Below are 26,288 nucleotides of genomic sequence, written 5' to 3'. Positions count from 1 at the left end.
TTAAAAGCGGCTGAAAACGAAGGTCATTTCCGTAAGGATCAGAAACGGTTGTCGCGCGGAAAACCATTGGGCGGCATCCGCCCCGCCGCGCCGCGCGCCGCGCGCCACGGCGTCAGGTCGGTTTCGGTGCGCGTCCGCGCGCCCTCGCCGCCCATCGTCCAGCTGAGGCCGGCCGCGAAGCGGAAGGTGGTGACGTCCGACAAACCGCCGTCGCGGTAGCGCTGGAGCTGCACGCCCTGGCCCCGCGCCAGCTCGGCCACTTCGGCGAGCGGGAACACCAGCAGCTTGCGGTTGTCGCCGACCACGCCGACGTAGTCGTCCTCGGGCCCGATCGGATGCACCGCCTTGAGCTTGGCGCCGGCGCGGGGAGTCACCACCGCCTTGCCCTTGCGTGTCTCGGCGATCGTGTCGGCTGCCTTCACCACGAAGCCGCGCCCGTCGCCGGCGGCAACCAGCAGCTTCTCGGCGCGCGCGGCGGGGAGCAGCGCGACGATCCCCGCATCGCCGTCGAGATCGATCATCAGCCGCACCGGCTCGCCGAAGCCGCGCCCGCCCGGCAGCTTGTCGGCGGCGAGCGTGTAGAAGCGCCCGGTGTCGGCGGCGAGCAGCAGCTTGTCGGTGGTCTGCGCATGGAAGGCGAGGAACGGCCCGTCGCCCTCGCGGAACTTGAGCGCGTCGGCGGAGGCGAGCTCGACATGCCCCTTCATCGCGCGGACCCAGCCGCGCTGGGAGAGGATCACGGTGATCGGCTCGCGCTCGATCATCGCTTCCAGCGGGATGTCGCGTGCCGGCGCGGCTTCCTCGATGGCGGTGCGGCGGGCGCCGAGCGCGGTTTCGGGACCGTAGCGCTCGCGGAGCTTGCCGAGATCGCGCTTCATCCGCGTGCGCTGGCGCGCGTCCGACGACAGCAAAAGCTCGAGCTCGCCCTTTTCCTTGTCGAGCGTATCGCGTTCGCCGCGGATCTGCATCTCCTCCAGCCGGCGCAGGCTCCTGAGCCGCATGTTGAGGATCGCCTCCGCCTGGCGGTCGGTGAGGCCGAACTCGGCGATCATCACCGGCTTGGGCTCGTCCTCGGTGCGGATGATCTCGATCACGCGGTCGAGGTTCAGATAGGCGATGAGATAGCCGTCGAGCAGCTCGATGCGGTCGGCGATCTTGCCGAGGCGGTGCTCCGAGCGGCGCCTGAGCACGATGAAGCAATGCTCGACCCAGCCGTGCAGCGCCTCGGACAGGCTCATCACCCGCGGCGTGCGGCGCGCGTCGAGCACGTTGAGGTTGAGCGGCACCCGCACCTCGAGATCGGAGAGACGGTAGAGGCTCTCCGCCAGCGTCGCCGGGTCGACGGTGCGCGCGCGCGGCTCCAGGACGATGCGCACCGCCTCGTCGGATTCGTCGCGCACGTCGGCGAGGATCGGCAGCCTCTTCTCGTTGATGAGCGCGGCGATGCCCTCGATCAGCTTGCCCTTCTGCACGCCATAGGGGATCTCGCTGACGACGAGCTGCCAGCCGCCGCCCTTCTCGCGCTCGACCGCAGTGCGGGCGCGAACGCGGAAGCTGCCGCGGCCGGTAGCATAGGCCTCGGCGATCGCCGCCTGGCTGTCGACGACGATGCCGCCGGTCGGGAAGTCCGGCCCCTTCACATGGTCGAGGACATCGGCGTGGCGGTTGTCGATCAGCGCGACCGCGGCGTCGATCAGCTCGGCGGCGTTGTGCGGCGGGATGCTGGTCGCCATGCCGACGGCGATGCCCTGTGCGCCGTTGGCGAGCAGATTGGGAAACAGACCCGGGAACAGTTCCGGCTCCAGCTCCTCGCCGTTGTAGGTCGGGCGGAAGTCGACCGCATCCTCGTCGAGACCGTCCATCAGGTCGATCGCGACCTGGGTCAGGCGGGCTTCGGTGTAGCGATAGGCGGCGGCGTTATCGCCGTCGATATTGCCGAAATTGCCCTGCCCGTCGACCAGCGGATAACGCGTGGCGAAGGTCTGCGCGAGGCGGACCATCGCGTCGTAGACCGATCCCTCGCCGTGGGGATGGTATTTGCCGATGACGTCGCCGACGACGCGGGCGCATTTCTTGTAGCCGGCGTCGGGATCGAGCCGCAGCAGCCGCATTGCCCAGAGCAGGCGCCGGTGGACCGGCTTCAACCCGTCGCGCACATCCGGCAGCGACCGCGCGGTGATCGTCGACAGCGCGTAGACGAGATAGCGTTCGCTGAGCGCGGAATCGAACGGAGCGTCGGTAATCGGGTCGATGGGAGCGGAAGCCATGGTCGATCCGGGTTAGCAGAGCGGTGGCGCGCTGCAAGTTCCTCCCGTTCCAGGACTGACCGACATGTCCGGACATGTGCGACCAGGATGAAAGTGAAGGGAGTCGCGCTGCATTCGTTCACTTTGCTCCACTTATCCCCGCAGCCGCGCCGCAGCGGCCGTCGACGAACCCAAGCAAGGCAAATCCAATTAGGAAAGCGATTTCTTCGGGCAGCGTTCGGGGGGCTTCGATCGATGATTTAGCCCAAAGTCCGCGCCACCACCGTCGCTGGAGGCCTCTCATCGGCCAGCTCGCGGATCAGCCATTCGCGGAAGCGCTTGATCTTGGGCACGTTGCGGCGGTGCTCCGGGAACACCAGCCAATAGGCGTAACCGCGCGTCGAGACCTGGTCGAACAGCCGCACCAGCCGCCCCTCGGCGAGGTCGTGACGCCAGAAGAACGGCGTCAGCATTGCCACCCCCTGCCCCGCCATCGCGGCATGACCCTCATGCGCCTGGGAATCGAGGCGCACGCCGGGACGCGGCAGGCTGTCCGGCACGTCGACGCCGGCCTCGCGCAGCCAATAGGGCCACCAGGGATCGTGCGGGCTGATCAGCGGCAGCCGCAGCAGGTCGCGCACCTCGATCCGGCCGCCGTGCTTGGCGAGGAAGTCCGGGCTGCACATCGGCGTGAAGTCGATCGGCAGCAGCTTCTCCTCATGCAGCCCTTCCCAGCCGCCGCGGCCGGCGCGGATCGCAACGTCGGTCTCGTCGGCAACGAAATCGACCAGCGCATCGCTGGTGAGCAGCCGCACCGCCATCTCCGGATGCGCCATCTGGAAGCCGCCGAGCCGCCACGCCAACCAGGTGTTGGCGAAGGTGTTGGAAGTGGAGATCGTCAGCAGCGCCTCATCCTCGGCACGTATCGCGGAGAAAGCGGCGTCGAGCGCGTCAAAGGCGCGCGTCACCTGCGGGATCGCGCGGCGGCCGGCGTCGGTCAGCACCACCCGTTTCTTCTCGCGCCGGAACAGCGGCACGCCAAGCCGCTCCTCGAGCAGCTTGATCTGGTAGCTGACCGCAGCCTGAGTCATGCCCAACTCATTGGCAGCGCTTGTGAAGTTCTCATGCCGCGCCGCAGCCTCGAACACGCGGACGGCAGAGAGCGGCGGAAGCTGGCGCATGGCTCAGATCATAAGCCGTGCTTATCACCCTTGTCCAATGATTTGTTGGCATTTTGTTCTTCGCAGGCGCAATTGAATCCGTGCAACGTCACCCCGAGGAAAATGGAGTACGGACATGCGCGACGATTTCCTGACCTCTAGCTGGGCCGACCATCGCGGCGGCCTGATCGACGGGCTCCGCAGGCTGTTCGCGCTGACGCGACAGAGCTTCGACCGGCTCAACGCCTATCAGTTCGACGCCCCCTGGCGCCGCGAGCAGAGCAAGCGTCGGCCGGCGTAGAATCTTGGATGGGTCCCTCGCAGGCGGCGGGGATGGGGTGCGGTTCCGCAGCCCCGTCCCCGCCGCTATCACGTTCGGGCCATGACCTATCTCACCTGGTCGGACCTCACCGGCCGCCTCCGCCCCGAACCCGACGCGACCGTCACCTATGGGGCGGACGAGATGCAGAAGATCGACGTGTGGCTGCCGCAGGGCCGCGGCCCCTTCCCGACCGTGCTGATGGTGCACGGCGGCTGCTGGACCACCGCGATCGCCGACCGCAAGCTGATGAACTGGATCGCCGGGGACCTGCGCGATCATGGCATGGCGGTGTGGAACATCGACTATCGCGGCGTCGACCGGCAGGGTGGCGGCTATCCCGGCACCTTCCTCGACGCGGGTGCGGCCGCCGACCGGCTTCGCCTTGAAGCGGCCGGCTTCGATCTCGACATCCGCCGCATCGTCGCCGTCGGCCATTCGGCGGGCGGCCATCTCGCCCTATGGCTGGCGGCACGGCCGAAGCTGCCGGCAGGCAGCCCGCTGGCGGCACCCGACCCGCTCCGTATCGATCATGTAGTCGCGCTCGGCGCGCTTCCCGACCTCGAACTCACTGCCGCTCGACCCGACAATGGCTGCGGCGTCGAGGTGATCGGCGAATTGGTCGGAGCACCGACGGCCGAGCGGCCGGACGTCTATGCCGACACCTCGATCCCGCACCTGCTGCCGATCGGGGTGCCGCAGGACCTGGTCAACGGCAATCAGGACCGGATCGTCCCGTTCGACTTCGCTACCCGCTACCTCGACAGCGCCCGCCGCGCCGGCGACCAGGTGGCGCTGAACGCCGTCGACCGCACCGGCCACGTCGAGCTGGTCGCGCCGGAATGCCGTGCGTGGGAGATCGCACGGACGCTGATCGAGGCGGCGTTCGACCGTCCCTCTCCCATTGGAAGAGGGAAGGAGCCGCCGGAGGCGGCGGGAGGGTGAGGGTGACTGCGGCCAACGAGGTCCCCCTCACCCTCCCACTCGGCTGACGCCGAGCGGGCCCCTCCCTCTCCCAATGGGAGAGGAATATGAATGCCGCCACTTCCATGCGGCTCTCAGTCGGCCGCCACCGTATGCTGGCTCGGCGCCGGCTTGCGGGTGATCCAGATCACCCCGATCATCCCCAGCGTCAGCCAGCCGCAGATCCAGAACAGCTCGAGCGACGAGAGCAGGTAGGACTGGTTGACGATCTGCCGCATCACCGATCCCGCCGCCTGGAGCGGGCTCATGCCCATGGACTGGAGCTGCTCCACCGTCTGGCGGTAGACCGGCGAATAATCGTTGCCGACCTCGGTCAACCGCGTCTGGTGCAGCGCCTCGCGTCGGTCCCAATAGGTGGTGGTGAGCGACGCCGCGAAGCTGCCCGCGGTGATGCGCGCGAAGTTGGAGATGCCGCTCGCCGACGGCACCCGCTCGGGCGGCAGGCCGTCGAGCGAGATGGTGACCAGCGGCACGAAGAACATGCTCATCGCCAGCCCCTGCAGCAGCAGCGGCATCGTCAGCGTCCAGAAGCTCGCGTCGGGCGTGTATTGCGAGCGCATGAAATAGGAGACGCCAAACGCCAGGAACGCTCCGGTCGCCAGCCAGCGCGCATCCACCCGCAGCCGCGCGATGAACGGCGTCGCGATCACCGCGACGATGCCGCTCGGCGCGGCGACGAAGCCCGCCCAGGTCGCGGTGTAGCCCATCTCCGTCTGCAGCCACAGCGGCAGCAGCAGGTTGTTGGCGAAGAACAGCGCATAGCCGAGGCACAGCGCCAGCGTGCCGAAGGCGAAGTTGCGTCGCCGGAACAGGCTGAGGTCGACCGCAGGGGCACGGTCGGTCGCCTCCCAGATCGCCCAGGCGGCGAAGCCGATCGCGGCGAAGATGGTGAGCACGACGATCAGCTGGTTGTGGAACCAGTCGCGGTCCTTGCCGAGGTCGAGCATCGTCTGGAGGCTGAACACCCAGAAGGCGAGCAGCAGCAGTCCGACCGTATCGATCGGCAGCTTGCGCGTCGGCGTCTCGCGGGTCGAGAGCGAGCGCCAGGTGATCCCAGCGGCGATGATTCCCACGGGGACGTTGATCAGGAAGATCCAGCCCCAGTGGTAGTTATCGGAGATGTAGCCGCCAAGCACCGGCCCGAGCACTGGTGCGACCAGCGTCGTCATCGACCAGATCGCCAGCGCAGTGCCCCGCTTGTGATGCGGGAAGATCGCAATCAGCAGCGCCTGGCTGCCCGGGATCATCGGTCCCGAGACGGCGCCCTGCAGGATGCGGAAGGCGATCAGCGACGGCAGGCTCCACGCGATGCCGCACAGGAGCGAGGCGAGGGTGAACAGGATCACCGAGACGGTGAAGGTCCTGACCACCCCGAAACGCTGCATCAGCCAGCCGGTCAGCGGCACCGTCACCCCGTTCGCCACCGCGAAGGAGGTGATCACCCAGGTGCCGTTGTCGGTCGAGACGCCGAGATTGCCGGCGATCGTCGGGAGCGACACGTTGGCGATGGTCGAGTCGAGCACCTGCATGAAGGTGCCGAGCGCCAGCGCGATCGAGGTCACCCCCAGCGCCGCGCCGCGGAGCGGCGGCGGCGCGGCGCGCGCCGCGTCGCTCACCGTCCGCGTCCCAGATTCTCGGCAATGATGCGGCGGATGCGGGCATCGACCTCGGGTCCGCCGTCGAGGCTCTGCTGCACGCCGCCGGCGGGCGGCGCGGCGCCGGCGACCATCGGGCCGGAGCGGTTGCTGGTGTCGACCTCCGCCGTCACCGACAGGCCGACGCGCAGCGGATGCTGGCGCAGCTCCCGCGGATCGAGCGCGATGCGTACCGGCACGCGCTGGACGATCTTGATCCAATTGCCCGAGGCGTTCTGCGGCGGCAGCAGCGAGAAGGCGCTGCCGCTGCCGGCGCCGAGACCGGCCACCTTGCCGTGGAAGGTCACGTCCTTGCCATAGATGTCGGCATGGATGACGGCTGGCTGGCCGACGCGCAGATGCTGGAGCTGGGTCTCGCGGAAGTTGGCATCGACCCACAGGCTGTCGAGCGGCACCACCGCCATCAGCGGCGTGCCCGGCGCGACGCGCTGGCCGAGCTGCACCGTCCGCTGCGCCACCACGCCCGAGACCGGCGCGGTGATCCGCATATGGCTGCTGTTGATCGCTGCCTGGCGCAGGTCGGCGATCGCCGCGAGCACCTGCGGGTTGTTGGCGACCGTCGTTCCGGCGACCGTGCTCGCCGCCTGCGCCTGCTTGGCGCGGGCGAGGTTGAGCGCGGCGCGCGCGGTGGTGACCGCGTCGGCGGCGTGGCTCAGCTCCTCGCCCGAGACCGCGCCGTCGGCGGCGGCGCCCCTGCGGCGCGCATAGTCGTTGAGTGCCTTGCCGAGGTCGGCCTGGGCCTGAGCGATCTCCGCTCCCGCCTCGTCGACCTGCGCGGTGTTCGAACGCACCGCGCGCACCGCCCGGCCGAGCGCGGCCTCGGCGGCGGCGAGCTGGACGTCGGTGGTGGCGGGATCGAGGTCGATCAGCGGCTGGCCCTGCTGCACCGCCTGGGTGTTGTCGGCGTGGAGCGCGAGCACGGTGCCGCCGTCGCGCGCCGTCACCGCGACGATGTTGCCGCCGACATAGGCGTCGTCGGTCTCCTCGCTCGGCGGCGCGGTGAGCTCCATCACGCCATAGATGATCGCGCCGATCAGGATCACCGCGCCCAGGATCAGGAAGCCGATCCGGCGCGTGCGCGACTTGGCCGGCGGGGGCGGCGGTGCGGGGGGCGCTGACTGCGGCATGACGTCCTCGATTTCTTCGCGGGGGTCGATCGGCTCGGCGGTCTCGGCCCGGTTCTTCCAGTCGACGGGGCTGTTGTCGGTCATGAGTGCTTGTCCGAAGCAGGGGCCGCGGCGAGCGGCCGGTTGGGATCGAAGCCGCCGCCCAGGGCGGCGATCAGCTGGATACGGCGGGTGAGCGCATCGGCCTGGAGCCCGACCAGCGCCTGCTCCGCCTCGAGCAGGCGGAAACCCGATTCGATCGCGTCGAGGCGCGAGCCGAGACCGGTGGAGACGCGCACCTGGTCGAGCCGTGCGGTCTCGCGCAGGCCCGTCAGGACACGGCGCTGGTCGGCGAGGTCCTGGTCGGCCGAGCGCACCTGCGTCACCGCATCGGCCGCCTCGCGCACGGCTCCGACAACGGCGCCGTTGTAGCTGGCGACCGCCGCGTCGAGATCGGCGGTGGCGCCGCGGTACTGCGCCTTGAGCTTGCCGCCCTCGAAGATCGGCAGGTGGATCGCCGGCCCGGCGCCATAGGTGCGCGAGCCGAAGTCGACCGCATTGCCGAGCCCGAGCGCGGCGATGCCGGCCAGCGCGGTGATGCTGACGTTGGGCAGGAAGTCGGTCCGCGCGACCTGCCGCCCCGCCGCCGCCGCGTCGATGCGCGCCTGACCGGCGAGCACGTCCGGCCGGCGGCCGAGCAGGTCGGCGGGAAGGACATCCGGCACCGCCGGCGGCGTATCGAGCGCGAGCGTCGGCGTGGTGATCTGGGGATAGAAGTCCGCCCCTCGCCCGGCCAGCGCGGCGAGCGCGTGGACGAGCAGCTCGCGCTGCGCCTGGGCACGGGTGCGGGCCTGCTCGGCCTCGGCGAGCAGCGTCTCGGCCTGCCTCAGCTCGAACTGGCTGGCGAGCTGGTTCCGGATGCGCGACTGGACGTAGCGCAACGCCTGCTGGCGCGTCGTGACGAAGCCGTCGGCGACCTGGATCAGCCGCTCGGCGCGTGCGAGCCCGACATAGGTCTCCGCGATCGAGGTGGCGATCGTCAGCCGCGCCGCGGCCGCGTCGAGCCGCGAGGCATCGGCGCTCGCACGGGCCTGGACGACCATCGCGCGCTGGCGTCCGAACAGATCGAGGTTCCAGTTGAGGTTGGCCTGGACCGTCGACACCCAGCGGGTGCTGCCGCCATAAGGGGGCGGGATGATGTAGTTCTCCGAAAAGCGCTGGAGCTGGGTCTGGCCGTCGACGGTGACCTGCGGCAGGTCGTCGGCCCGGCGCGCCGCCACCGCCGCCTCGGCAGCGCGGACGCGGGCGAGCGCGCTTTCCAGGCTGGGATTGCCTGACAGGCCCGTTGCCACCAACCGGTCGAGCTGCGGATCGCCGAACGCGGTCCACCACTCCGCATCGATCGCCGCCGTACCGCTGTCGAGCCCGAGCGTACCCGCCTCGACCTTCGCCACCTGCGGCGGATCATGCGGCACGCTCGCGCATCCCGCGAGCAGCAGCGCCGTCAGCGCCGGAATCCCGATCGCGCGCCTCATTCCACCGTCTCCCTGACCTGCGCCACGCTGCCGCTGACGCGCTCCGCCGCGGTCACCAGCTTGAGCAGCAGCTCGACCAGCGTATCGACCTCCTCCTGCGTGAAGTCGGCGAGCACCTCGTTCCACGCGGGCACGACCTGCCCGTGGAGCTTCTCGACGATGTCCCGCCCTTCCGGCGTGATCGCCAATCGCACCACGCGGCGATCATCGGTGCCGCGGTCGCGCGTCATCAGGCCGCGCATCTCGAGCACGTCGATCATGCGAGTCGTGGCGCCGGTGGTGATGCCGAGCTCGCGCGCCAGCTCGCCGGCATTGGTGACCGCGCTGTCGCGGACCACCTTGAGCGCCACCCACTGCAGGAAGCTCAGGCCAAGTTCATCGTCGAATTTCGATTCGACGTAACTCGCCATGATCTTGTCGATCCTCCGCACCATTCGCCCGGGCGCCCGGTTGGTCGCACAGTCTTCGATTTTGAGAACGGCCATTTATCTCACCGTGGATTATCTGCATGGGCAGATATATCGAATGCAGATGCTGTCAACGGTGGTTTTCCGCGATGCAGCATCAAAGCATCTGCGACGCGCGATTCTTCAATGACTTGGCTCGAAAAAAATTTTACCCGCGCGGACCGCACGTTAGAGGAACCCGTCCGAGGGCCATCAAGCAGGAGCGCCGCGATGCCACTCTACGAATTCAACGGTCAGCAGCCACAACTCGCCGTCGGTGCCTGGGTTGCGCCGAGCGCCGATCTGATCGGTGATGTCCGCCTCGGCGAGCAGGCGAGCGTGTGGTTCGGCGCGGCGATCCGCGGCGACAATACGCCGATCCTGATCGGGGCGCGCAGCAACGTGCAGGAGGGCGCGGTGCTCCACTCCGATCCCGGCGCGCCGCTCACTATCGGCGAGGACGTGACGGTCGGGCACAAGGCGGTGCTGCACGGCTGCACGATCGGTGCCCGCGTGCTGATCGGCATGGGCGCGATCGTGCTCAACCGCGCGGTGATCGGCGAGGACTGCATCGTCGGCGCGGGTGCGCTGGTGACCGAGGGGAAGGAGTTCCCCGCCGGCCACCTGATCCTCGGCTCCCCTGCCCGTGCCGTCCGCCTGCTCGACGATACGGCGAAGGCGGTGCTGCTCGCCTCTGCGCGCATCTATGTCCAGAAGGCCGGCGAATACGCCGCCGGCCTGCGGCGGATCGATTAGGATGACCTGTTTGGCTCTGATCCAGGCTTTCGCGGCGATGATGAAAGTGGAAGCCGATCAGCCGCCCACCCACGCCGTCACCGCCGGCCGCAGCCGGTCGGCATAGGCGGCGCGATTCCTGATCGTCGTCACAGTGCGCTTCGCCGGCCCGCGCGAGCTTTCGGGCAGGTTCTTCGCCGCCCAGGCTTCCACCTTGGCGATCGTCGCCGGATCGTTGGAGCCGCTGGCGAGGCTGACGATGAACGACGAGCGCGTGCTCGTCTCCAGCAGGCCGTTCACCAGGTCGGTATTCGCCGCGGCGAAATCGAACGCGAGTTCGGGATGATTGTCCGCGATCGCAGAAAGCAGGTCCGCGCGTTGCGGAGCCGTGAACTCGGTCACCCTGACCAGATCGAGCGCGCGCCGTGCCAGCGCCTCGTCGCGCGCGAGGCCGAGCAGCGCGATATAGCCGTTGCGCACCACCGGCGACGTCTCGGCCCGCGTCATCGCCAGCAGCGTCTCCCACTCGGCCGGCGTCGCGTTCTGCGCATAGGTACGCAGGATCGGGCGGCGGATCGCGGGCGGGATCGCGTCCTGGTCGGCCTTGAGCCTGGCGACGTAGCTACGCGCCGCCGCCAGGACGTCGGGATCGCCGATGTTGCCGAGCGCCCCGACCAGCGCCTCGCGCAGGTTGGTGACCAGCGGGCTGTCGCCGGCACGGGGCTCGAGGCCGAAACGCTTGAGCGCAGGGCTCAGCACGTCGAGCGCCTTGGCGTGATAACGCTGCTCGAGCGGCGTGCCGTCATAGAGGTCGCCGACCCGGCCGAGCTGACCGACCACCATCGTCCACACCAGCGGATCAGCGTCGAGTTTCACCGCGCTCAGCGTCTCGACCCAGCGGGCAAGGTCCTGGTCGCCGGACATGCCGAGCGCGAGATCGTCGCCGAGCGTGCCGATCTGATCGCCGACGGCGAGGCTGGCGAAATCGCGGACGATCGCCGCGTGGCTTTGAGCATCATAGCGGGTGCGGTAATAGCCGCGCTTGCCCGGGTTCACGACCAGCGTGCCGCAACCCTGCGCACTCGCCGACTGCGCCGACGGCCCCCGCACCGTTGTGCTCGTGACCGCGCCCCCGGCCACTGCGAACGTGACCGGCACGCGCCAAGTCGTCGCCGCCTTCGACGCTTCGTCGAGCCCGAAGCGGGTCTGGCTGAAGCTGACATTGGTCCCGCCCCCTGCGCAGCTCGCCGAATTGACCGTCACCAGCGGTACGCCCGCCTGGAGCGTGAAGTCGTGCATCATCGGCGCGATGTCGCGGCCGGCCGCCGCCGACACCTCGGCCCACAGCTGGTCGGTCACCGTGTTCGAATATTTGTACCTGGCCATGTAGCGGCGCACGCCCTCGCGGAAGGCATCGGCGCCCACCACCGATTCGAGCATGTTGATGACCTGCTGGCCCTTTTGATAGGTGATCGCGTCGAAGGCCTCGCCGATCTGGTCGACGGTCTCGATCTTGCGGATGATCGGGTGCGTCGTCGCCACCGCATCGAGCCGCATCGCGGCCTCGCGGTCGCTGCCCACCGCCTCGGCAACGAGGTTCCACTGCGGGTTGAGGTCGCCGGTGGCCTTGCCTTCCATCCACGAGGCGAAGCCTTCGTTGAGCCACAGATCGTCCCACCAGCGCATGGTGACGAGGTCGCCGAACCATTGGTGCGCCATCTCGTGCGCCACCACTGTATAGATGCGCTGCTGGCTGCTGACGCTGGCGCGCTTGGCGTCGAACAGCAGCTCGGGCTCGAAATAGAAGATCGCGCCCCAATTCTCCATCGCGCCGAAGAACTGGCTGCTGCCGGGTCCCGCGATCATGTCGAGCTTCGGTAGCGGATAGGGCTGGCCGAAATAGTCGTTGTAGTAGGCGAGCAGCTTCTTCGCGGCGCCCAGCGCATAATCGCCCTGATCGGCCACGCCGCGGCGCGTGATCACGCCGATCTCGGTGTTGCCCGACATCACCGTCTTGCGCTCGACGTCGCCCATGCCGAGGTAGAGCAGATAGCTCGACATCACCGGCGTCTCGGCGAAGCTGTAGAGCTGCTTGCCGCCCTCCTTGGTGATCGAGGCGGCCGGCATATTCGAGAAGGCGAGCTGTCCGGCCGGCGCCACCACCGACAGCTTGAACTTCGCCTTGAATGACGGCTCGTCGAACATCGGCGCGAAGCGGCGGGCGTCGGGCGCCTCGAACTGCGTCGCCAGCATCCGCTCCTTGGTGCCATCATTGTCGGTGTAGTCGATCGCGAACAGGCCGGCGGCGGAGGTATTGATCTTGCCGCTCCAGGCAAAGCTCAGCTTGTGGCGACCGACGGTCGCTGGGTTCGACAGCGTCACCGTCAGCGTCTGGGCATTCTCGTCGACCGTCGCCTTGGCCGCCGCACCGTCGAAGCTCGCCGTGGCGATGTCGAGGTCGGCGGCGTTGAGCACGATCGTGCTGGTCGGCTCCCTGACGTCGACCTCGATCGTCTCGGTGCCGGTGAAGCGCATCGCCTGCGCGTCGGGCTCGACGCGGATGTCATAGGCGGCCGGCAGGACGGTGCGGGGCAGTTGGCTCGCGGCAAGCGCGGGGGTCGAGACGGTGAGCAGCAGGGCCGCGGTGGCGACAGACTTCATTCGAGGGCCTTTCGATATACTATAACCTGCCTCCTGCGATGTTTCCGGCTACGGCGCAAATCCTGTCCGCTCTGTCCGGAATCGGACAGTCTCGGACATGGCTGGACTATGGTTTCGGTTGCGCTATGAAACTGGACCGATGGCCCTGCCCCCGATCCTCGACCGCCTGCGGCTTCCCGTCATCGGCTCGCCGCTGTTCATCGTCTCCGGTCCCGACCTGGTGATCGCCCAGTGCAAGGCAGGGATCGTCGGCTCCTTCCCGGCGCTGAACGCGCGGCCGCAGTCGCTGCTGGACGAATGGCTGCACCGGATCACCGAGGAGCTCGCCGCGTGGAACCGCGACAATCCGGATCGCCCCGCCGCGCCGTTCGCGGTCAACCAAATCGTCCACCGCTCCAACGATCGGCTCGAAGCCGACGTCGCGACCTGCGCCAAATGGCAGGTGCCGATCGTCATCACCTCGCTGGGCGCGCGCGAGGAGCTCAACACCGCGGTCCACAGCTGGGGCGGGATCACCCTCCACGACGTCATCAACGACCAGTTCGCGCACAAGGCGATCGAGAAGGGCGCGGACGGACTGATCGCGGTGTGCGCGGGCGCCGGTGGCCATGCCGGGCGGCTCAACCCCTTCGCCTTCGTGCAGGAGATCCGCGAATGGTTCGACGGGCCGCTGGTGCTGTCGGGCGCGATCGCCAACGGCGGCGCGATCCTGGCGGCTGAGGCGTGCGGTGCCGACCTCGCCTATATCGGCTCGCCGTTCATCGCCACCGACGAGGCGAACGCGGTCGATGCCTACAAGCAGGCGATCGTCGGCGGCCATGCGTCGGACATCGTCTATTCCAATCTCTTCACCGGCGTGCACGGCAACTACCTGCGCGGCTCGATCGCTGCGGCGGGGCTCGACCCGGATAACCTGCCTGAGGGCGACCTCAAGACGATGAACTTCGGCGGCAACCAGGCCAAGGCCTGGCGCGACATCTGGGGATCGGGCCAGGGCATCGGCGCGGTCCACGAGATCGAGCCGGTGGCGGCGCGCGTCGACCGTCTCGAAGCGGAATACCGCGCCGCGAAGGCGCGGATCGCGGCCCTGTAACTCCCTCCTCGCCTACGCGACGAAGTGCCTCAAGGAGATGCAGGCGCGATCATTTGCGCCGGAATGGAATGACTAGCGTTCCGCGTTCCTCGCCGTTCACTCGGTTCAGGAAGTAAACGGTAAAACTGTCGGGCCCGGTGCGGGCGAAGGTGATACCGTCGAAGTAGAATCGCTCTCCGTCGCGAGCGACCAGCGGACGGTTGATGTAATCCGCCTGCGCTTCCCACCCCGCCAAGTCTTCGCCGAAATGCTTGACGCGATAGGCAAGCGAGCCGCCAGTCTCCACGAACAGGCTGATCTCGTAGAAAAACACACCCCTCGGATCCACGCCCCGGACGAAGCCCGGGAGATGCCCCGATCGCGGGCCGAGGATGACGTGTTCCACCGGGCCGTCGGGCATCTGGCCGATCCAGTGACCCTCGATCCATGCCATATCGGCGACCGCTGCGGACGGTGAGGCCTGCCCTTGCGCATGGAGCCGGATCATGGCGCGCGGATCGACATCCTGCGCCGCCGCCGGAGCCAGGAACAACAACGCAGCGAGCAATGTGACGGAGCCCATCCTGCGTATCGATCGGGCCATCTAGAACGACAGCGCCAGCCGGTCGATCATCGCCCGCGCCGGGCTGACCGTCAGCGGCGGTTCGCCCTGGGCGCGATCGAGGCGGGCGACGCGGCGGTGGAGGTCGATGCTCGCGGTGATCAGCACGCGCGCCGCGTCGGGCATGACGTCGATCACCTGCTCCTCGCTCTCCGGCGCATCGCCGAGTCGCCGTGAGGGATCGAGCGCATCCTTCGGCTTGAGCTCGCCAACCTGCACCGCGCGCTGGGTGAGCAGCCAGGCGATGACGTGCATCAGCCGTGTCGTCACCTTCATCGACTCGCACGAGAACACCACCCGCGAGAACGCATCGAGCGACTCGCGGTCGCCACGGCCGACCTCGTCGAAATAGCCCCGCGCCTCGTCCGCGAGCAGCATCGCCTCGACGTAGAGCGAATCGATCAGTCGCCGGTGCAGATGCGCGTGCTCACTTGCCATGCCGCAGAGCGTGCCACGAACCGCCGGAAAGCAAAAGGATTCGATGGGAGTATCTATCCCGAAACTTCCCGATCCGGCGCGGCCGTTCAGGCGATGATGTCGGGGATGAGCTGGTCCTCGAGCAGCGCGATCTCGTCGCGCAGGCGCAGCTTGCGGCGCTTGAGGCGTGCGATCTGGAGCTGGTCCGGCGCTGCGTTCGCGGCCAGCGCGGCAATGGCGTCATCGAGGTCGCGATGCTCGACCCTGAGAAGCTCGACTCGCCGCTGGATCTCGGCCTCGTCCACGCGCCTCCAGCCCCTTTCGATCGCCCCGCCGCGCGAAAATCGCACGGCCTATCGATCGCACCGAAATTGCCCCGCGACAAGCGCGCCGAACAGTGATTTACTCATCGGTCCCGCAACCCTTGCAGGAGGACCGCATCCATGCAGACCGCGCATATTTCGGCGCTTGAGGCCAAGCACGCCTCGCTCGATCGCAAGATCGCCGATGAGCAGGCGCGCCCGTTGCCTGACCGGCTGATGATCGCGGAGCTCAAACGCCGCAAGCTGCGCGTCAAGGAGGAAATGACGCTCCTCTAGCGGAGCGCCTCAGCGCCCGGTGTAACCGGTCGGCGGCGTCGACCGCCGGCCGGTGCCGACGGGCTTGCGCGCGGCCTTGGGATCGACCGGCTTCTCGAAGGCGACGCCGATACGGCCGTCGGTCGCCCAGGCGATCCGGCCGCGCACCCAGCCGAGGCCGCGCACCTCGATCTCCAGCGGATCGTTGACGTCGACCGGGCCGGCATATTCGGCCATCAGCCCGCCGGCGGAAAGGTTGCGCACGCGCACCTGCACCGGCTCGTCGAGCCCCGCCATCCGCAGGTTCGCCGCGAGCAGCAGGCTGTCGCGGCCCCCGCTGCGCTGCGAATCACCGGATGCGGCCGACACCAGCGAATCGTACGAAAGTTGGTCCATGATCATCGGTCCAGCAAAGCAGGCCATGGCTTACACCATGGATCGCCTTCCAAAGCGTTAACCGAGCCGCTGCGGCCCGGTCCAGCCGCTTCAGTCGTCACGCGAGACGCGCTCGTTGCGCTCGTGCCGCTCCTGCGCCTCGACCGTCATCGTCGCGATCGGCCGCGCCTCCAGCCGCGCGAGCGAGATCGGCTCGCCGGTGACCTCGCAATAGCCGTACTCGCCCTCGTCGATCCGGCGCAGCGCCGCGTCGATCTTGGCGATCAGCTTGCGCTGGCGGTCGCGGGTCCTGAGCTCGATCGACCAGTCGGTCTCGCTGGTCGCGCGATCGGCGAGATCGGCCTCGCGCAGCGAGTCGGTCTGGAGCTGGGACAGCGTCCCCTGCGCCTCGCGGTAGATCGCTTCCTTCCAGGCATTGAGCTTCTTGCGGAAATATTCCTGCTGCCGCGGATTCATGAACGGCTCGTCGGCGCTCGGCCGATAGCCGTCGGTGCCTTCGTCATTCGCTGGAACGCGCCAGGCCTCGAAATCGCCCGACGGATCAAGAACAGTGGCCATCCCCAACTCTCCAAACCGGCTTTCCCCGGTCCGAGACCGCCCCGGGAGACCGCCTTTTCCCTGCGTGGCCTATAGGGAAAGCCGCGGCCCTCCACAAGCGGCCGGTCATTCTTTCCACAGCTCTATTTCGCCGGAGATCGCGAGGCGCTGAGCGGAGCTGCCGGCGGATGTTGAGGAATGGCCGGGAAACGCCCCGTCCGTCGCACCAAGTCGCTGAAAATGTCCCCGAATAGAACATTAACCATGATCTCGAGCGGCGCCCCGCGTGATTTTTGCAAATTGGGACCGGAACCATGGTTAATGCCGTTGCACTTAACGCTTTGTTCTGCACTTCTTTCGCATGGCGCAACGGATAGCTGCATGACGCAGCGGCCGCGCTGGACGGAAGAGTGGGACATGTCGGTACGGATGGCTCTCGCTAAATTGTGCGCCTGCGCGGCAGGGGGGGCGCTGGTCGGTGGCGGCGCGGTGCATGTCGCCGAGCAGGCGCAGGCCAAGCGCATCTATTCGAGCAAGGTCGCCAAGCCGCGAATCGTGAAGAAGCGCGTCGTGCGCAAGGTCCGTGTCGCTGCGCGCCCGGTGTGCCGGGCGGCACCGGGGACCAAGATCACCCGCAGCTATATCGGCACCGGCGCGTCGCGGCGGCTGCGCTGCATCGTCACCCGCACCACGACCACCACGACGCCGGCGGTGGTGATGACCGCGCAGGGCGCGCCGATCCCGCTGCCCCCGCCCTACACCGGATCGAGCGGCGAGATGCCGATCGTCGCAGGCGGCGGCGGTGGCGGTGGCGGCACCGTGCTCGGCGGCGGCGGTTTCGGAGGTTTCGGCGGCGGCTTCTTCGCCGGCGGCTTCTTCGGCGGCGGTGGCGGCGGTTCGGGTGGGGTCGTCATCTCCTCGACCTCGTCATCGACGGGCGGGTCCACCTCCACCTCGACCGGCGGTTCGTCGACGTCGAGCGGAGGCTCGTCGACATCGACCGGCGGTTCCTCCAGCTCGACTTCGAGCGGCGGCTCCTCCTCCTCCACGTCGAGCGGCGGTTCCTCGTCATCGACGTCGAGCGGCAACGTCAGCTCGACCTCGTCCTCGGGCAACGTCAGCTCCACCTCGTCCTCGGGCAACGTCAGCTCCACCTCGTCGTCGAGCGGCGACGTCTCGTCCTCGACCTCGTCGAGCTCAAGCGGCGACGTGTCCTCGTCGACCTCGTCCTCCACGTCATCCTCGTCGTCGGGCGACGTCTCGTCGTCGACCTCATCATCGACATCCAGCTCGACCTCCTCCTCGACGAGCAGCGGATGGTCGTCCAACGGCGGCTGGAGCTCGAACGGCGGCCACGGCAGCAGCACCAGCAGCTCGAGCAGCGGCAACCCGACGCCGGTACCGGCGCCGCCGATGGTCCTGCTGTTCGGCGGCGCCGCCGCGGCGCTGGTCGCCCGCAAGCGCTTCGCCAAGAAGGTGGCGGCCGCGAAGGATTGAGCCGCGCCGCCATTAGAGCCTCGGATGCAGCGGAATCGTGCTCCTGCGAAGGCAGGAGCCCTGGACCACTGGCGTATCGCTCGCCGCCTGAGCTCCTGCCTTCGCAGGAGCACTAGCACTGCTTCAATCCGAGCAAGAGGATTCTAGTCGGCGGCGGTCAATGCCTGTTCGATCTGCGGAACGGTGTGGCCGGTCAGGTCCTTGCCGATCTCCGCCGCCAGCCGGTCGCTGACCTCCTTGTGATAGTGTTTCCTGAGCTCTCCCAATGTCTTGGGCGGGGCGACGATGATCAGCGATTCGAAATCGTTGCGCAATGCGCGTTCCCTGAGCAGCGCCGCGGTCTCCGCTGCGAAGCGATCCTCCTCGAGCTGGTGGAAGTCGGTCTCCTCCATGCTCCCGCGCGAGGGCGCGAACTGGGCGCCGCCGCCGCGGGCGTGCATCGATCCGTTCCGCGCCACCGCGGGCGCGCCGGGGCCCGACTGGGTGGAGGAAGCGCGGCCGGCGGCATCGCTCTTCTGCTCGCCGTCCCTAGGATTGGGCTTCACCTCATGGTGCTCGACCTGCAGGTTGATGCGACCGGCGTCACCTTCGTTCCTCAGCATCAGCATCTTGCGACCGTCGGCGACGACGACCACCGCATCGTGCGGAACTCGCATGGGCTTCTCCTCTTTCTCGTTGCCGTCAACCAACGCCCTGGGTTCCGCCGGGGTTGCGCCGCTCACCGCCCCCCGCCATAGCCCCGCCCCATGCACGACATCCGCCTGATCCGCGACGATCCCGCCGCCTTCGACGCCGCGCTCGCCCGCCGCGGGCTGGAGCCCCAGGCCGCCGGCCTCGCCGCGCTCGACGAGCGCCGCCGCGCGCTGATCACCGAGATCCAGGTGGGCCAGGCACGCCGCAACGAAGCCTCCAAGGCGATCGGCGCGGCCAAGGCGCAAAAGGACGAGGCGACGGCGCAGGCGCTGATGGCGGAAGTGGCGGCGCTCAAGGAGCGGCTGCCCGCGCTCGAGGACGAGGAGCAGCAGGTTGGGCACGAGCTCACCACCCGCCTCGCCTCGATCCCCAACCTGGCGCTGGCCGACGTGCCCGACGGCGCCGACGAGACCGACAACGCGCTGGAGAAGACCGTCGGCGAACCGCCGGTCCTTGCTTTCGAGGCGAAGGAGCATGACGCGCTCGGCCCCGCGCTCGGGCTTGATTTCGAGACCGGCGTGGCGCTCGCGGGCGCGCGGTTCACACTGCTGCGCGGGCCCGCCGCCCGGCTCCATCGCGCGCTGGGCCAGTTCATGCTCGACACGCTGACGCGCGAACACGGCTATGAAGAAGTCGTGCCGCCGCTGCTGGTGCGCGACGAAGCGGTCTACGGCACCGGCCAGCTCCCCAAGTTCGCCGAGGACCTGTTCAGGACCACCGACGGCCGCTGGCTGATCCCGACCGCCGAGGTGAGCCTCACCAATATCGTCCGCGAGCAGATCCTCGCCGAGGAGACGCTGCCGCTGCGCTTCGCCGCGCTCACCCCCTGCTTCCGTTCGGAGGCGGGCGCCGCCGGACGCGACACGCGCGGCTATATCCGCCAGCACCAGTTCGAGAAGGCGGAGATGGTCTCCGTCACCACCCCCGAACAGTCCGAGGCCGAGCATGAGCGGATGACCGCCGCCGCCGAGGACATATTGACCCGGCTCGGCCTCCCCTTCCGCCGCATGAAGCTGTGCACCGGCGACATGGGCTTCTCGGCCGCCCGGACCTACGATCTCGAAGTGTGGCTGCCCGGCCAGGGGCGCTATCGCGAGATCTCGAGCTGCTCGACCTGCACCGACTTCCAGGCGCGCCGCATGAATGCGCGCTGCCGGCCGGCGGGTGAAAAGGCGACGCGCTTCGTCCATACGCTCAACGGCTCGGGGCTGGCGGTGGGACGCACGCTGGTCGCCGTGATCGAGAACTACCAGCAGCAGGACGGCGCGGTCGCGGTGCCCGAGGCGCTCCAGCCGTATCTGCGCGGCCTCAACCGACTCGAACCCAGCGCCTGAGCCGGCGATGATCGAGCGCATCGCTCCGATCCTGATGCTGCTCGCGTCGAATGTATTCATGACGTTCGCCTGGTACGGTCACCTGCGCTACAAGGCGCAGCCGCTCGCGATCGTGATCGTGGCGAGCTGGGGGATCGCCTTCCTCGAATATTGCCTCGCCGTTCCGGCCAACCGCCTCGGCAGCGCCGTCTATTCGACCGCCCAGCTCAAGGCGATGCAGGAGGTGATCACCCTCACCGTCTTCGCGGTCTTCTCGGTCCTGTGGCTGGGCGAGCGGTTCACCGTCAATCATGCCGTCGGTTTCGCGCTGATCGCGCTCGGCGCCTGGTTCGTATTCCGGGGGCCGCTCTAGCTTTTTGCGCGCAATTCACTATGTGCGCGCGCACTCATGGCAACCCAACTCCCTCGGCCGCCCCGCGTGGGCATGGTGTCGCTCGGCTGTCCCAAGAACCTGGTCGACAGCGAGCGCATCCTCACCAAGCTGCGCGCGGATGGCTATGCGATGTCGCAAAACTATGCCGGCGCCGACGTGGTGCTGGTCAACACCTGCGGTTTCCTCGACAGCGCCAAGGAGGAGAGCCTGGAGGCGATCGGCGAGGCGATCGCCGAGAACGGCCGCGTCATCGTCACCGGCTGCTTCGGGAAGGAGGCCGAGGTCATCCGCGAGCGCTTCCCCAATGTCCTCGCGATCACCGGCGCCCATGAATATGAGCAGGTCGTCGAGGCGGTGCACGAGGCTGCGCCCGCCGTCCCGTCGCCCTATCTCGACCTGGTGCCGGAGGCGGGGCTCAAGCTCACGCCGCGCCACTACAGCTATCTGAAGATCTCCGAGGGCTGCAACCACCGCTGCGCCTTCTGCATCATCCCGAGCCTGCGGGGCGACCTCGTCAGCCGCCGCCCCGACGCGATCCTGCGCGAGGCCGAGAAGCTGGTCGCCGCCGGCACCAGGGAGCTGCTGGTGATCAGCCAGGACACCTCGGCCTACGGCGTCGACATCCGCCACCAGCCCCGCATGTGGAAGGGCGGGGAGGTGCGCGCGCACATGACCGATCTCGCCCGCGAGCTGGGCAGGATCGCGCCCTGGGTGCGGCTGCATTACGTCTATCCCTACCCCCATGTCGACCAGGTCATCCCGCTGATGGCCGAGGGGCTGGTGCTCCCCTATCTCGACATCCCCTTCCAACATGCGAGCGAAAAGGTGCTGCGCGCGATGAAGCGCCCGGCCAACAACGCCAAGGTGCTGGAACGGCTGCGGAACTGGCGCAGCATCTGCCCCGATATCGCGATCCGATCGACCTTCGTGGTCGGTTTCCCCGGCGAGACCGAGGAGGATTTCCAGTTCCTGCTCGATTGGCTCGACGAGGCACAGCTCGATCGCGTCGGCGCCTTTCGTTTCGAACCGGTCGAGGGCGCCAGTGCCAACGCCCTCCCCGATCCGGTGCCGGAGGAAGTCAAGGAGGAGCGCTACGCGCGCATCATGGCGAAGACAGCGGCGATCTCCGCCGCCAAGCTCCAGGCGAGAGTAGGTCGTACGCTCGACGTGATCATCGACGAGGTCGGCGAGGATGGCGCCACCGGCCGCTCCACGGCGGACGCGCCCGAGATCGACGGTCAGGTGTTCCTGCGCGATGCCGGCCACCTCGCTGCGGGCGACATCGTCCGCGTGACGATCGAGGACGCCGACGAGCACGACCTTTATGGCGCGCCGGTAACGGCTTAAGCGCCTCCCGGTCGCCCGAAAGGGCTCGCAGGAATAGGGGGTGGCATGGGTATGAGGTCGCTGATCGCGCTGGCGACCTTGTTCATGGTCGGTGCCGGCCCCTCCGACATCGCCGTCGCCCATATCGACCCGCTGACGGTCGCGGACGACGATTTCGCGCGCCACCGCGACCCCGCCGAATGGCGCGGGCTGGAGGCGAGCCGCATCACCTTCACCGAGGAGCGCGCGACCTGGCGGCTGTGGCGCATCGCCGATCCGGCGCGGCCGCAAGGGCCGCTCTGGTTCGTGCCTCACGACAACGAGAATGCGGGTTTCGAGGCGGCACTGGCCGCGGTCCGCCGATATGGCGGCACGCTGATCGCGGTCGATTCCGGCGTCGCCGGACAGCGCGACGGGCAACGGCTCAACCGCGCGGTCAGGTTCGGGCGGCCGATCGATCCCAACCGCAACTTTCACGACGGCCTGCCGCGCTATCCTTCGCAGGTGCTGGCGGCGGTCGTAGAGGGCGCCTGGCCGATCATCGCGCTCCACACCAACGCCAGGGGCTATGATCCCACCGATTCGACCTGCCCGCCCGAAGGCGACACTTCCGGCAACGGCATCATCTCGATCCGCTACTGCGATGCCACGCTGCGCCCGAGCCGGTCGCAAGGCCGCGCCTATCCGTTCGACGATGACGATACGGTCGCCTTCGCCACCTATCTCGCCACGCAGTCGGAAAGCGACGCCTTCTGCAACGACGCGATGCTCGCCGCCGACTTCAACGTGGTGCACGAACGGGTCGTCAACAGCGACGGCTCGCTGTCCAACTATGCCGTGCTTCACCACCTCGATTACCTCAACTTCGAGACGCAGGACCGCGGGCTCGACCCCGCCGAGCTGGCGAAGGCGCGCGACCGGCTGCTGTGGATGATCGACCGCGCCATGGGCATGTGCGCCGGGCCCGAAAAGCGGCCGAGCCCCCTCCCCGCCCTGACATTCCGCTGATAGGCTCCCGTCGGTGCCGAGGGAGACGATCGCGTGAACAAGCGGACCGGACGCGATGCACCGTCTGAACGGGAACCTCCGCGCTCAGGCGAGCTCTCGCGACCTGTGTGGCTGGCGCTGGGCTGGCTGTTCACGGCGCTCGGCTTCATCGGCGCGCTGCTGCCGCTGATGCCGACGACGATCTTCCTCATCCTGGCCGCCGGCTGCTTCGCCCGCTCATCGCCGCGGCTGGAGAGATGGCTGCTCACGCATCCGCGCTTCGGCCCGACCCTCAGGGCCTGGCGTGAGGACGGGGCGATCAGCCCGCGCGCGAAGGCGATGGCGTGCGGCGGGATCGCGCTCGGCTATGCGCTGTTCTGGTGGGGAGCGCGGCCGAGCCTCACGGTCGACCTGATCGTCGCCGCCGTGATGGTGGCCTGCGCCGCGTTCATCCTCAGCCGGCCCGCTCCGAGGCCGGTCGAATGAAGGGCGCCGTCAGCCGCGGACGCGGCGCCGGACGGGCGGGACCAGGGGCTGCGGCGTTTCGCCGCGCTCCAGCGCTGCCGCGCGTTCGGAGAATTCCACCGCCAGCTCCTCGAGCCCCTGCCGCGTCTCCTCGTCCCCGACCGCCCTGGCCAGGCGCAGACATCTGAGGGCTTGCTCATGCAGGAACAGGATTTCGGGAAGCATGGCGGCGGACTCGGCTGGTTCGGCGCCTCAGAGCGCGCAACCAGTCGATCTGGCAAGTAAACTCCTGTAAAATCTCGCCATCCGATCGACGAGGGGAAATTATCCGATCCGCGCCGCCGCCTCGACGATGGGCACGAACTTGGCTGCGGTCAGGCTGGCGCCGCCGACCAGCGCACCGTCGACATCGCTGGTACGCATGATCGCCTCGGCATTGTCGCCGGTCACGGAGCCGCCGTAGAGGATGCGGATGCGGTCCGCCGCGTCGCCGACCATCATCCGCATCTTGGCGCGCGCGATCGCATGGATCGCGGCGATCTCGTCCAGCGTCGGCGTGCGTCCCGTGCCGATCGCCCAGCGCGGCTCGTAGGCGAGCGTCAGCCAGTCGCCGTCGGCATTCTCGGGCAGCGACTTCTCGATCTGCGCCTGCACCACGCGCTCGGCGCGGCCGGCGTCGCGCTCCGCCTCGGTCTCGCCACAGCACAGGATCACGCGGAGGCCCTGGCGGTACGCCGCCGCGGCCTTGGCCCAGGCGTCATGGCTGGTCTCAGCATGGTCGGCGCGCCGCTCCGAATGGCCGACGATAGTGAAGACGCCGCCGGCCTCCCTCACCATCGCGGCCGAAATGTTGCCGGTGTGCGGCCCTTTGTCGTTGGCGTGGACGTCCTGAGCGCCGATCGCGAGACCGGGCTGACGCTCGGCGGCGAAGTGGATCAGCGTCGCCGGCACCGCCAGGGCGACGTCCACCGCCGGTGCCGCCTTCGCCGCCGCGGCGATCGTGTCGAGCTCGATCAGGCTCGCGCGGTCGCCGTGCATCTTCCAGTTCCCCGCCACCAGCTTGCGTCGCGTCATGTTCTCTCCATCGGCTCCTATGTCCCGGATAGCGCGGTGGCGCTTGCACACAAGCTTGATGGCGCCCGCGCACCCCCCTAAAGCGTCGCCTTCCACCGATTGCGCAAGGCCGCCATGCTCAGCTTATTCCGCCGCATCATCTATTCGCGCTTCGGCGTGATCATCACGCTCGGCGTGCTGGCGATCATCGCGCTGGCCTTTGCGGCGGGCGACATCACCGGGCTGCGCGGCAGCAACCAGGGTTCGCTGCTCGGCGGCAACGTGGCCGAGGTCGGCAAGGTCAAGATCGGCGAGGCGGAGCTGCGCTCGCGCGTCAACGTCGCGCTCGACGCCTATCGCCAGCAGCAGCCGGCGCTCGACATGACGACCTTCGTCAACGGCGGCGGTCTCGACGCCGTGCTCGGCCGCACGATCGACGGCCTGGCGCTGCAGGAGTTCGCCCGCTCGGTCGGCATGGCGATGAGCAAGAAGGCGGTCGACGGCGAGATCGCGAGCATCCCTGCCTTCCAGGGCCCCGACGGCAAGTTCAGCCAGCAGGCCTATGACAACATCCTGCGCCAGCAGCGTCTCACCGACCAGCAGATACGCGAGGACATCGTCCGCGAGGCGCTGGCGCGCCAGCTGCTCGCGCCGACAATGGGCGCCTCGCAGGTCCCGGAGCAGCTCGCGCTGCCCTATGCCTCGCTGCTGCTCGAGCGGCGGCAGGGTACGATCGGCTATATCCCGGTATCGGCGGTCGACTTGGGCGCGCCGCCGCCCGATGCCGAGCTGCAAGCCTATTACAACCGCAATCGCGGCCGCTACACGCTCGGCGAGCGCCGCGTCGCGCGCTACGCGATCGTCCGCTCCGCCGACGTCGCCGCCAACGCCAAGCCGACCGAGGCGGAGATCGCTGCCGCCTACAAGAGCCAGGCCCCCCGCTTCGCCGCGACGGAGAAGCGCAGCATCACCCAGGTGGTGGTGCTCGACCAGTCCGGCGCCAACGCGATCGCGGCCAAGGTCAAGGCAGGCACGTCGATCGACGCCGCCGCGCGCGCCGCAGGCCTCGAACCGAGCAAGTTCACCGGGCTCGACAAGGCCGCCCTCGCCCGCCAGACCGCCCCGGCCGTGGCCGACGCCGCCTTCGCCGCGCCGGGGGGCGCGGTGATCGGGCCGGTGCGCTCGCCGCTCGGCTGGCACGTCGCGAAGGTCGACAATGTCGAGGCGGTGCCTGCCAAGTCGCTCGAACAGGCACGTCCGGAGCTCGTCGCCGAGCTGACCAAGACCAAGACGACCGAGGCGCTCGCCAAGATCCACGACAGCATCGACGACGCGATCGGCGAGAGCGCGACCTTCGACGAGATCATGGCCGACGCCAAGCTGAAGGGCGAAGCGACCAAGCCGCTGCTCGCCGGCGGCGTCGATCCCGATACGGCGCCCGGCACCAATCCCGATCCGCTGATCGCGCGCATCGCCGGCGCGGCCTTTACCGCCGAGCCGGGCGACGCGCCACAGCTCGTGCAGATCGATGCGGACGGCAGCTTCGCGGTGGTGGGCGTGGGCCAAGTGATCCCGGCCGCGCCGCGCCCACTGGCGCAGATCAAGCAGCAGGTGCTCCGCGACTTCGCGATCGACCGCGCGCTCAAGACCGCGCGCGAGCAGGCGGTGCAGGTGGTCGCGAAGGCCGGCAAGGGCATGTCGCTGGCGCAGGCGCTGGCCGAGACCAGGCTCAGGCTGCCGCCGACCCAGCCGCTCGACATCTCCCGCGCCCAGCTCGCCGCCCAGCGCGCGCAGCTCCCGCCGCCGGTCGCGCTGATGTTCTCGATGCGCGCCAAGACCGCGAAGATGGTCGAGGCGCCCAATCGCAGCGGCTGGTTCGTGGTCTATCTCGACCAGATCCACGAGGGCAATGCCAAGGGCAACAGGGCGGTGATCGACCAGACCCGCGCCGGCCTCGGCAGCGTCTCAGGCCGCGAGCTGGCGGAGCAGTTCACCGCTGCGGTGCGGGCGCATGTCGGCGTCAAGCGCAACGACGGCGCGATCGCCAAGGTGCGCGGCGAGCTCACCGGCGGCGGGGCGGGCGTGCAATAA

At 68.6% G+C, this 26,288-nt stretch carries 27 protein-coding genes; 11 read left to right on the top strand and 16 right to left on the bottom strand.

Going from position 1 to position 26,288, the window contains the following annotated elements:
- Nucleotides 1-38: 38 nt before the first annotated feature.
- Together parC and gcvA are read right to left on the bottom strand one after the other, a co-directional pair.
- Nucleotides 39-2,267: a DNA topoisomerase IV subunit A gene (gene parC, locus ACMGER_RS17355; protein ID WP_436813413.1), complete on the bottom strand. Its 2,229-nt coding sequence runs from the start codon at nucleotides 2,265-2,267 to the stop codon at nucleotides 39-41.
- A gap of 239 nt (nucleotides 2,268-2,506) precedes the next feature.
- The gene (gcvA, locus tag ACMGER_RS17350; protein WP_436813412.1) at nucleotides 2,507-3,427 is read right to left on the bottom strand and encodes a transcriptional regulator GcvA; all 921 of its coding nucleotides are present in this window, start codon (nucleotides 3,425-3,427) and stop codon (nucleotides 2,507-2,509) included.
- A gap of 115 nt (nucleotides 3,428-3,542) precedes the next feature.
- On the opposite strand from gcvA, the gene ACMGER_RS17345 reads away from it, so the two are divergent.
- Nucleotides 3,543-3,707 carry a hypothetical protein gene (locus ACMGER_RS17345; RefSeq protein ID WP_436813411.1) on the top strand — a complete coding sequence of 55 codons (165 nt, stop codon included), beginning with the start codon at nucleotides 3,543-3,545 and terminating at the stop codon, nucleotides 3,705-3,707.
- A gap of 81 nt (nucleotides 3,708-3,788) precedes the next feature.
- On the top strand, nucleotides 3,789-4,670 hold the full coding sequence (locus ACMGER_RS17340; protein WP_436813410.1) for an alpha/beta hydrolase family protein: 882 nt from the start codon (nucleotides 3,789-3,791) through the stop codon (nucleotides 4,668-4,670).
- A gap of 113 nt (nucleotides 4,671-4,783) precedes the next feature.
- On the opposite strand, the gene ACMGER_RS17335 is transcribed toward ACMGER_RS17340, so the two are convergent.
- Genes ACMGER_RS17335 through ACMGER_RS17320 form a run of 4 tightly spaced genes read right to left on the bottom strand, consistent with a single transcriptional unit; the run spans nucleotide 4,784 to nucleotide 9,439 of the window.
- Entirely contained in the window at nucleotides 4,784-6,325 is a 1,542-nt protein-coding gene (locus tag ACMGER_RS17335; RefSeq protein ID WP_436813409.1) for a DHA2 family efflux MFS transporter permease subunit, read from the bottom strand.
- The gene (locus ACMGER_RS17330; protein WP_436813408.1) at nucleotides 6,322-7,575 is read right to left on the bottom strand and encodes an HlyD family secretion protein; all 1,254 of its coding nucleotides are present in this window, start codon (nucleotides 7,573-7,575) and stop codon (nucleotides 6,322-6,324) included. The genes ACMGER_RS17335 and ACMGER_RS17330 overlap by 4 nt, the downstream gene beginning before the upstream one ends.
- Nucleotides 7,572-9,005, bottom strand: a complete 1,434-nt coding sequence (locus ACMGER_RS17325) for an efflux transporter outer membrane subunit (RefSeq protein ID WP_436813407.1) — start codon at nucleotides 9,003-9,005, stop codon at nucleotides 7,572-7,574. The genes ACMGER_RS17330 and ACMGER_RS17325 overlap by 4 nt, the downstream gene beginning before the upstream one ends.
- Nucleotides 9,002-9,439 (bottom strand): MarR family winged helix-turn-helix transcriptional regulator, encoded by a 438-nt coding sequence (locus tag ACMGER_RS17320; RefSeq protein ID WP_436813406.1) that lies wholly within the window; start codon nucleotides 9,437-9,439, stop codon nucleotides 9,002-9,004. Before ACMGER_RS17320 ends, ACMGER_RS17325 begins: the two co-directional genes overlap by 4 nt.
- Before the next feature lie 243 nt (nucleotides 9,440-9,682).
- Between ACMGER_RS17320 and ACMGER_RS17315 the strand changes: the two genes are divergently transcribed.
- A complete protein-coding gene (locus tag ACMGER_RS17315; RefSeq protein ID WP_436813405.1) occupies nucleotides 9,683-10,207 on the top strand; it encodes a gamma carbonic anhydrase family protein in 525 nt (174 codons plus the stop codon).
- 57 nt (nucleotides 10,208-10,264) lie between these two features.
- Here ACMGER_RS17315 and ACMGER_RS17310 read toward each other — a convergent pair whose 3' ends face one another.
- Nucleotides 10,265-12,847: a M1 family metallopeptidase gene (locus ACMGER_RS17310; protein WP_436813404.1), complete on the bottom strand. Its 2,583-nt coding sequence runs from the start codon at nucleotides 12,845-12,847 to the stop codon at nucleotides 10,265-10,267.
- Nucleotides 12,848-12,986: 139 nt separating this feature from the next.
- Here ACMGER_RS17310 and ACMGER_RS17305 point away from each other — a divergent pair, with 139 nt between their 5' ends.
- Nucleotides 12,987-13,940 (top strand): NAD(P)H-dependent flavin oxidoreductase, encoded by a 954-nt coding sequence (locus ACMGER_RS17305; protein ID WP_436813403.1) that lies wholly within the window; start codon nucleotides 12,987-12,989, stop codon nucleotides 13,938-13,940.
- Nucleotides 13,941-13,989: 49 nt separating this feature from the next.
- On the opposite strand, the gene ACMGER_RS17300 is transcribed toward ACMGER_RS17305, so the two are convergent.
- The 3 genes from ACMGER_RS17300 to ACMGER_RS17290 form a co-directional block, all read right to left on the bottom strand.
- The gene (locus ACMGER_RS17300; protein ID WP_436813402.1) at nucleotides 13,990-14,502 is read right to left on the bottom strand and encodes a DUF6265 family protein; all 513 of its coding nucleotides are present in this window, start codon (nucleotides 14,500-14,502) and stop codon (nucleotides 13,990-13,992) included.
- 21 nt (nucleotides 14,503-14,523) lie between these two features.
- Nucleotides 14,524-14,979, bottom strand: coding sequence for a DUF1465 family protein (locus ACMGER_RS17295; protein WP_436813401.1), 456 nt, complete (start codon nucleotides 14,977-14,979; stop codon nucleotides 14,524-14,526).
- Between the two features lie 86 nt (nucleotides 14,980-15,065).
- Nucleotides 15,066-15,263 carry a DUF465 domain-containing protein gene (locus ACMGER_RS17290; RefSeq protein ID WP_436813400.1) on the bottom strand — a complete coding sequence of 66 codons (198 nt, stop codon included), beginning with the start codon at nucleotides 15,261-15,263 and terminating at the stop codon, nucleotides 15,066-15,068.
- Between the two features lie 138 nt (nucleotides 15,264-15,401).
- Between ACMGER_RS17290 and ACMGER_RS17285 the strand changes: the two genes are divergently transcribed.
- A complete protein-coding gene (locus ACMGER_RS17285; protein ID WP_436813399.1) occupies nucleotides 15,402-15,557 on the top strand; it encodes a YdcH family protein in 156 nt (51 codons plus the stop codon).
- 9 nt (nucleotides 15,558-15,566) lie between these two features.
- On the opposite strand, the gene ACMGER_RS17280 is transcribed toward ACMGER_RS17285, so the two are convergent.
- From ACMGER_RS17280 to ACMGER_RS17265, 4 genes are all read right to left on the bottom strand, one after another.
- On the bottom strand, nucleotides 15,567-15,932 hold the full coding sequence (locus ACMGER_RS17280; RefSeq protein WP_436813398.1) for a PilZ domain-containing protein: 366 nt from the start codon (nucleotides 15,930-15,932) through the stop codon (nucleotides 15,567-15,569).
- A gap of 90 nt (nucleotides 15,933-16,022) precedes the next feature.
- Nucleotides 16,023-16,490 (bottom strand): RNA polymerase-binding protein DksA, encoded by a 468-nt coding sequence (gene dksA / locus ACMGER_RS17275; RefSeq protein ID WP_436813397.1) that lies wholly within the window; start codon nucleotides 16,488-16,490, stop codon nucleotides 16,023-16,025.
- 734 nt (nucleotides 16,491-17,224) lie between these two features.
- Nucleotides 17,225-17,929 carry a hypothetical protein gene (locus tag ACMGER_RS17270; RefSeq protein WP_436813396.1) on the bottom strand — a complete coding sequence of 235 codons (705 nt, stop codon included), beginning with the start codon at nucleotides 17,927-17,929 and terminating at the stop codon, nucleotides 17,225-17,227.
- A gap of 180 nt (nucleotides 17,930-18,109) precedes the next feature.
- Nucleotides 18,110-18,622, bottom strand: coding sequence for a host attachment family protein (locus ACMGER_RS17265; RefSeq protein WP_436813395.1), 513 nt, complete (start codon nucleotides 18,620-18,622; stop codon nucleotides 18,110-18,112).
- A 90-nt stretch (nucleotides 18,623-18,712) separates the two neighbouring features.
- Here ACMGER_RS17265 and serS point away from each other — a divergent pair, with 90 nt between their 5' ends.
- The 5 genes from serS to ACMGER_RS17240 are packed head-to-tail and all read left to right on the top strand — an operon-like array spanning nucleotide 18,713 to nucleotide 23,165.
- The gene (serS, locus tag ACMGER_RS17260; RefSeq protein WP_436813394.1) at nucleotides 18,713-19,993 is read left to right on the top strand and encodes a serine--tRNA ligase; all 1,281 of its coding nucleotides are present in this window, start codon (nucleotides 18,713-18,715) and stop codon (nucleotides 19,991-19,993) included.
- 7 nt (nucleotides 19,994-20,000) lie between these two features.
- Complete coding sequence (locus ACMGER_RS17255) at nucleotides 20,001-20,345, top strand: DMT family protein (protein WP_436813393.1); 345 nt, start codon at nucleotides 20,001-20,003, stop codon at nucleotides 20,343-20,345.
- A gap of 36 nt (nucleotides 20,346-20,381) precedes the next feature.
- A complete protein-coding gene (rimO, locus tag ACMGER_RS17250) occupies nucleotides 20,382-21,713 on the top strand; it encodes a 30S ribosomal protein S12 methylthiotransferase RimO (protein WP_436813392.1) in 1,332 nt (443 codons plus the stop codon).
- A gap of 45 nt (nucleotides 21,714-21,758) precedes the next feature.
- Nucleotides 21,759-22,700 (top strand): hypothetical protein, encoded by a 942-nt coding sequence (locus tag ACMGER_RS17245; protein ID WP_436813391.1) that lies wholly within the window; start codon nucleotides 21,759-21,761, stop codon nucleotides 22,698-22,700.
- Nucleotides 22,701-22,733: 33 nt separating this feature from the next.
- Entirely contained in the window at nucleotides 22,734-23,165 is a 432-nt protein-coding gene (locus ACMGER_RS17240) for a YbaN family protein (RefSeq protein WP_436813390.1), read from the top strand.
- A 9-nt stretch (nucleotides 23,166-23,174) separates the two neighbouring features.
- On the opposite strand, the gene ACMGER_RS17235 is transcribed toward ACMGER_RS17240, so the two are convergent.
- A complete protein-coding gene (locus tag ACMGER_RS17235; RefSeq protein WP_436813389.1) occupies nucleotides 23,175-23,369 on the bottom strand; it encodes a hypothetical protein in 195 nt (64 codons plus the stop codon).
- 99 nt (nucleotides 23,370-23,468) lie between these two features.
- Nucleotides 23,469-24,218: a triose-phosphate isomerase gene (tpiA, locus tag ACMGER_RS17230; protein ID WP_436813388.1), complete on the bottom strand. Its 750-nt coding sequence runs from the start codon at nucleotides 24,216-24,218 to the stop codon at nucleotides 23,469-23,471.
- Between the two features lie 114 nt (nucleotides 24,219-24,332).
- Between tpiA and ACMGER_RS17225 the strand changes: the two genes are divergently transcribed.
- A complete protein-coding gene (locus ACMGER_RS17225; protein ID WP_436813387.1) occupies nucleotides 24,333-26,288 on the top strand; it encodes a SurA N-terminal domain-containing protein in 1,956 nt (651 codons plus the stop codon).

The organism is Sphingomonas astragali (assembly GCF_051400615.1).
In the GTDB taxonomy this organism is placed as follows: Bacteria; Pseudomonadota; Alphaproteobacteria; order Sphingomonadales; family Sphingomonadaceae; genus Sphingomonas.
This window is presented reverse-complemented; position numbering and strand designations above follow the sequence as displayed.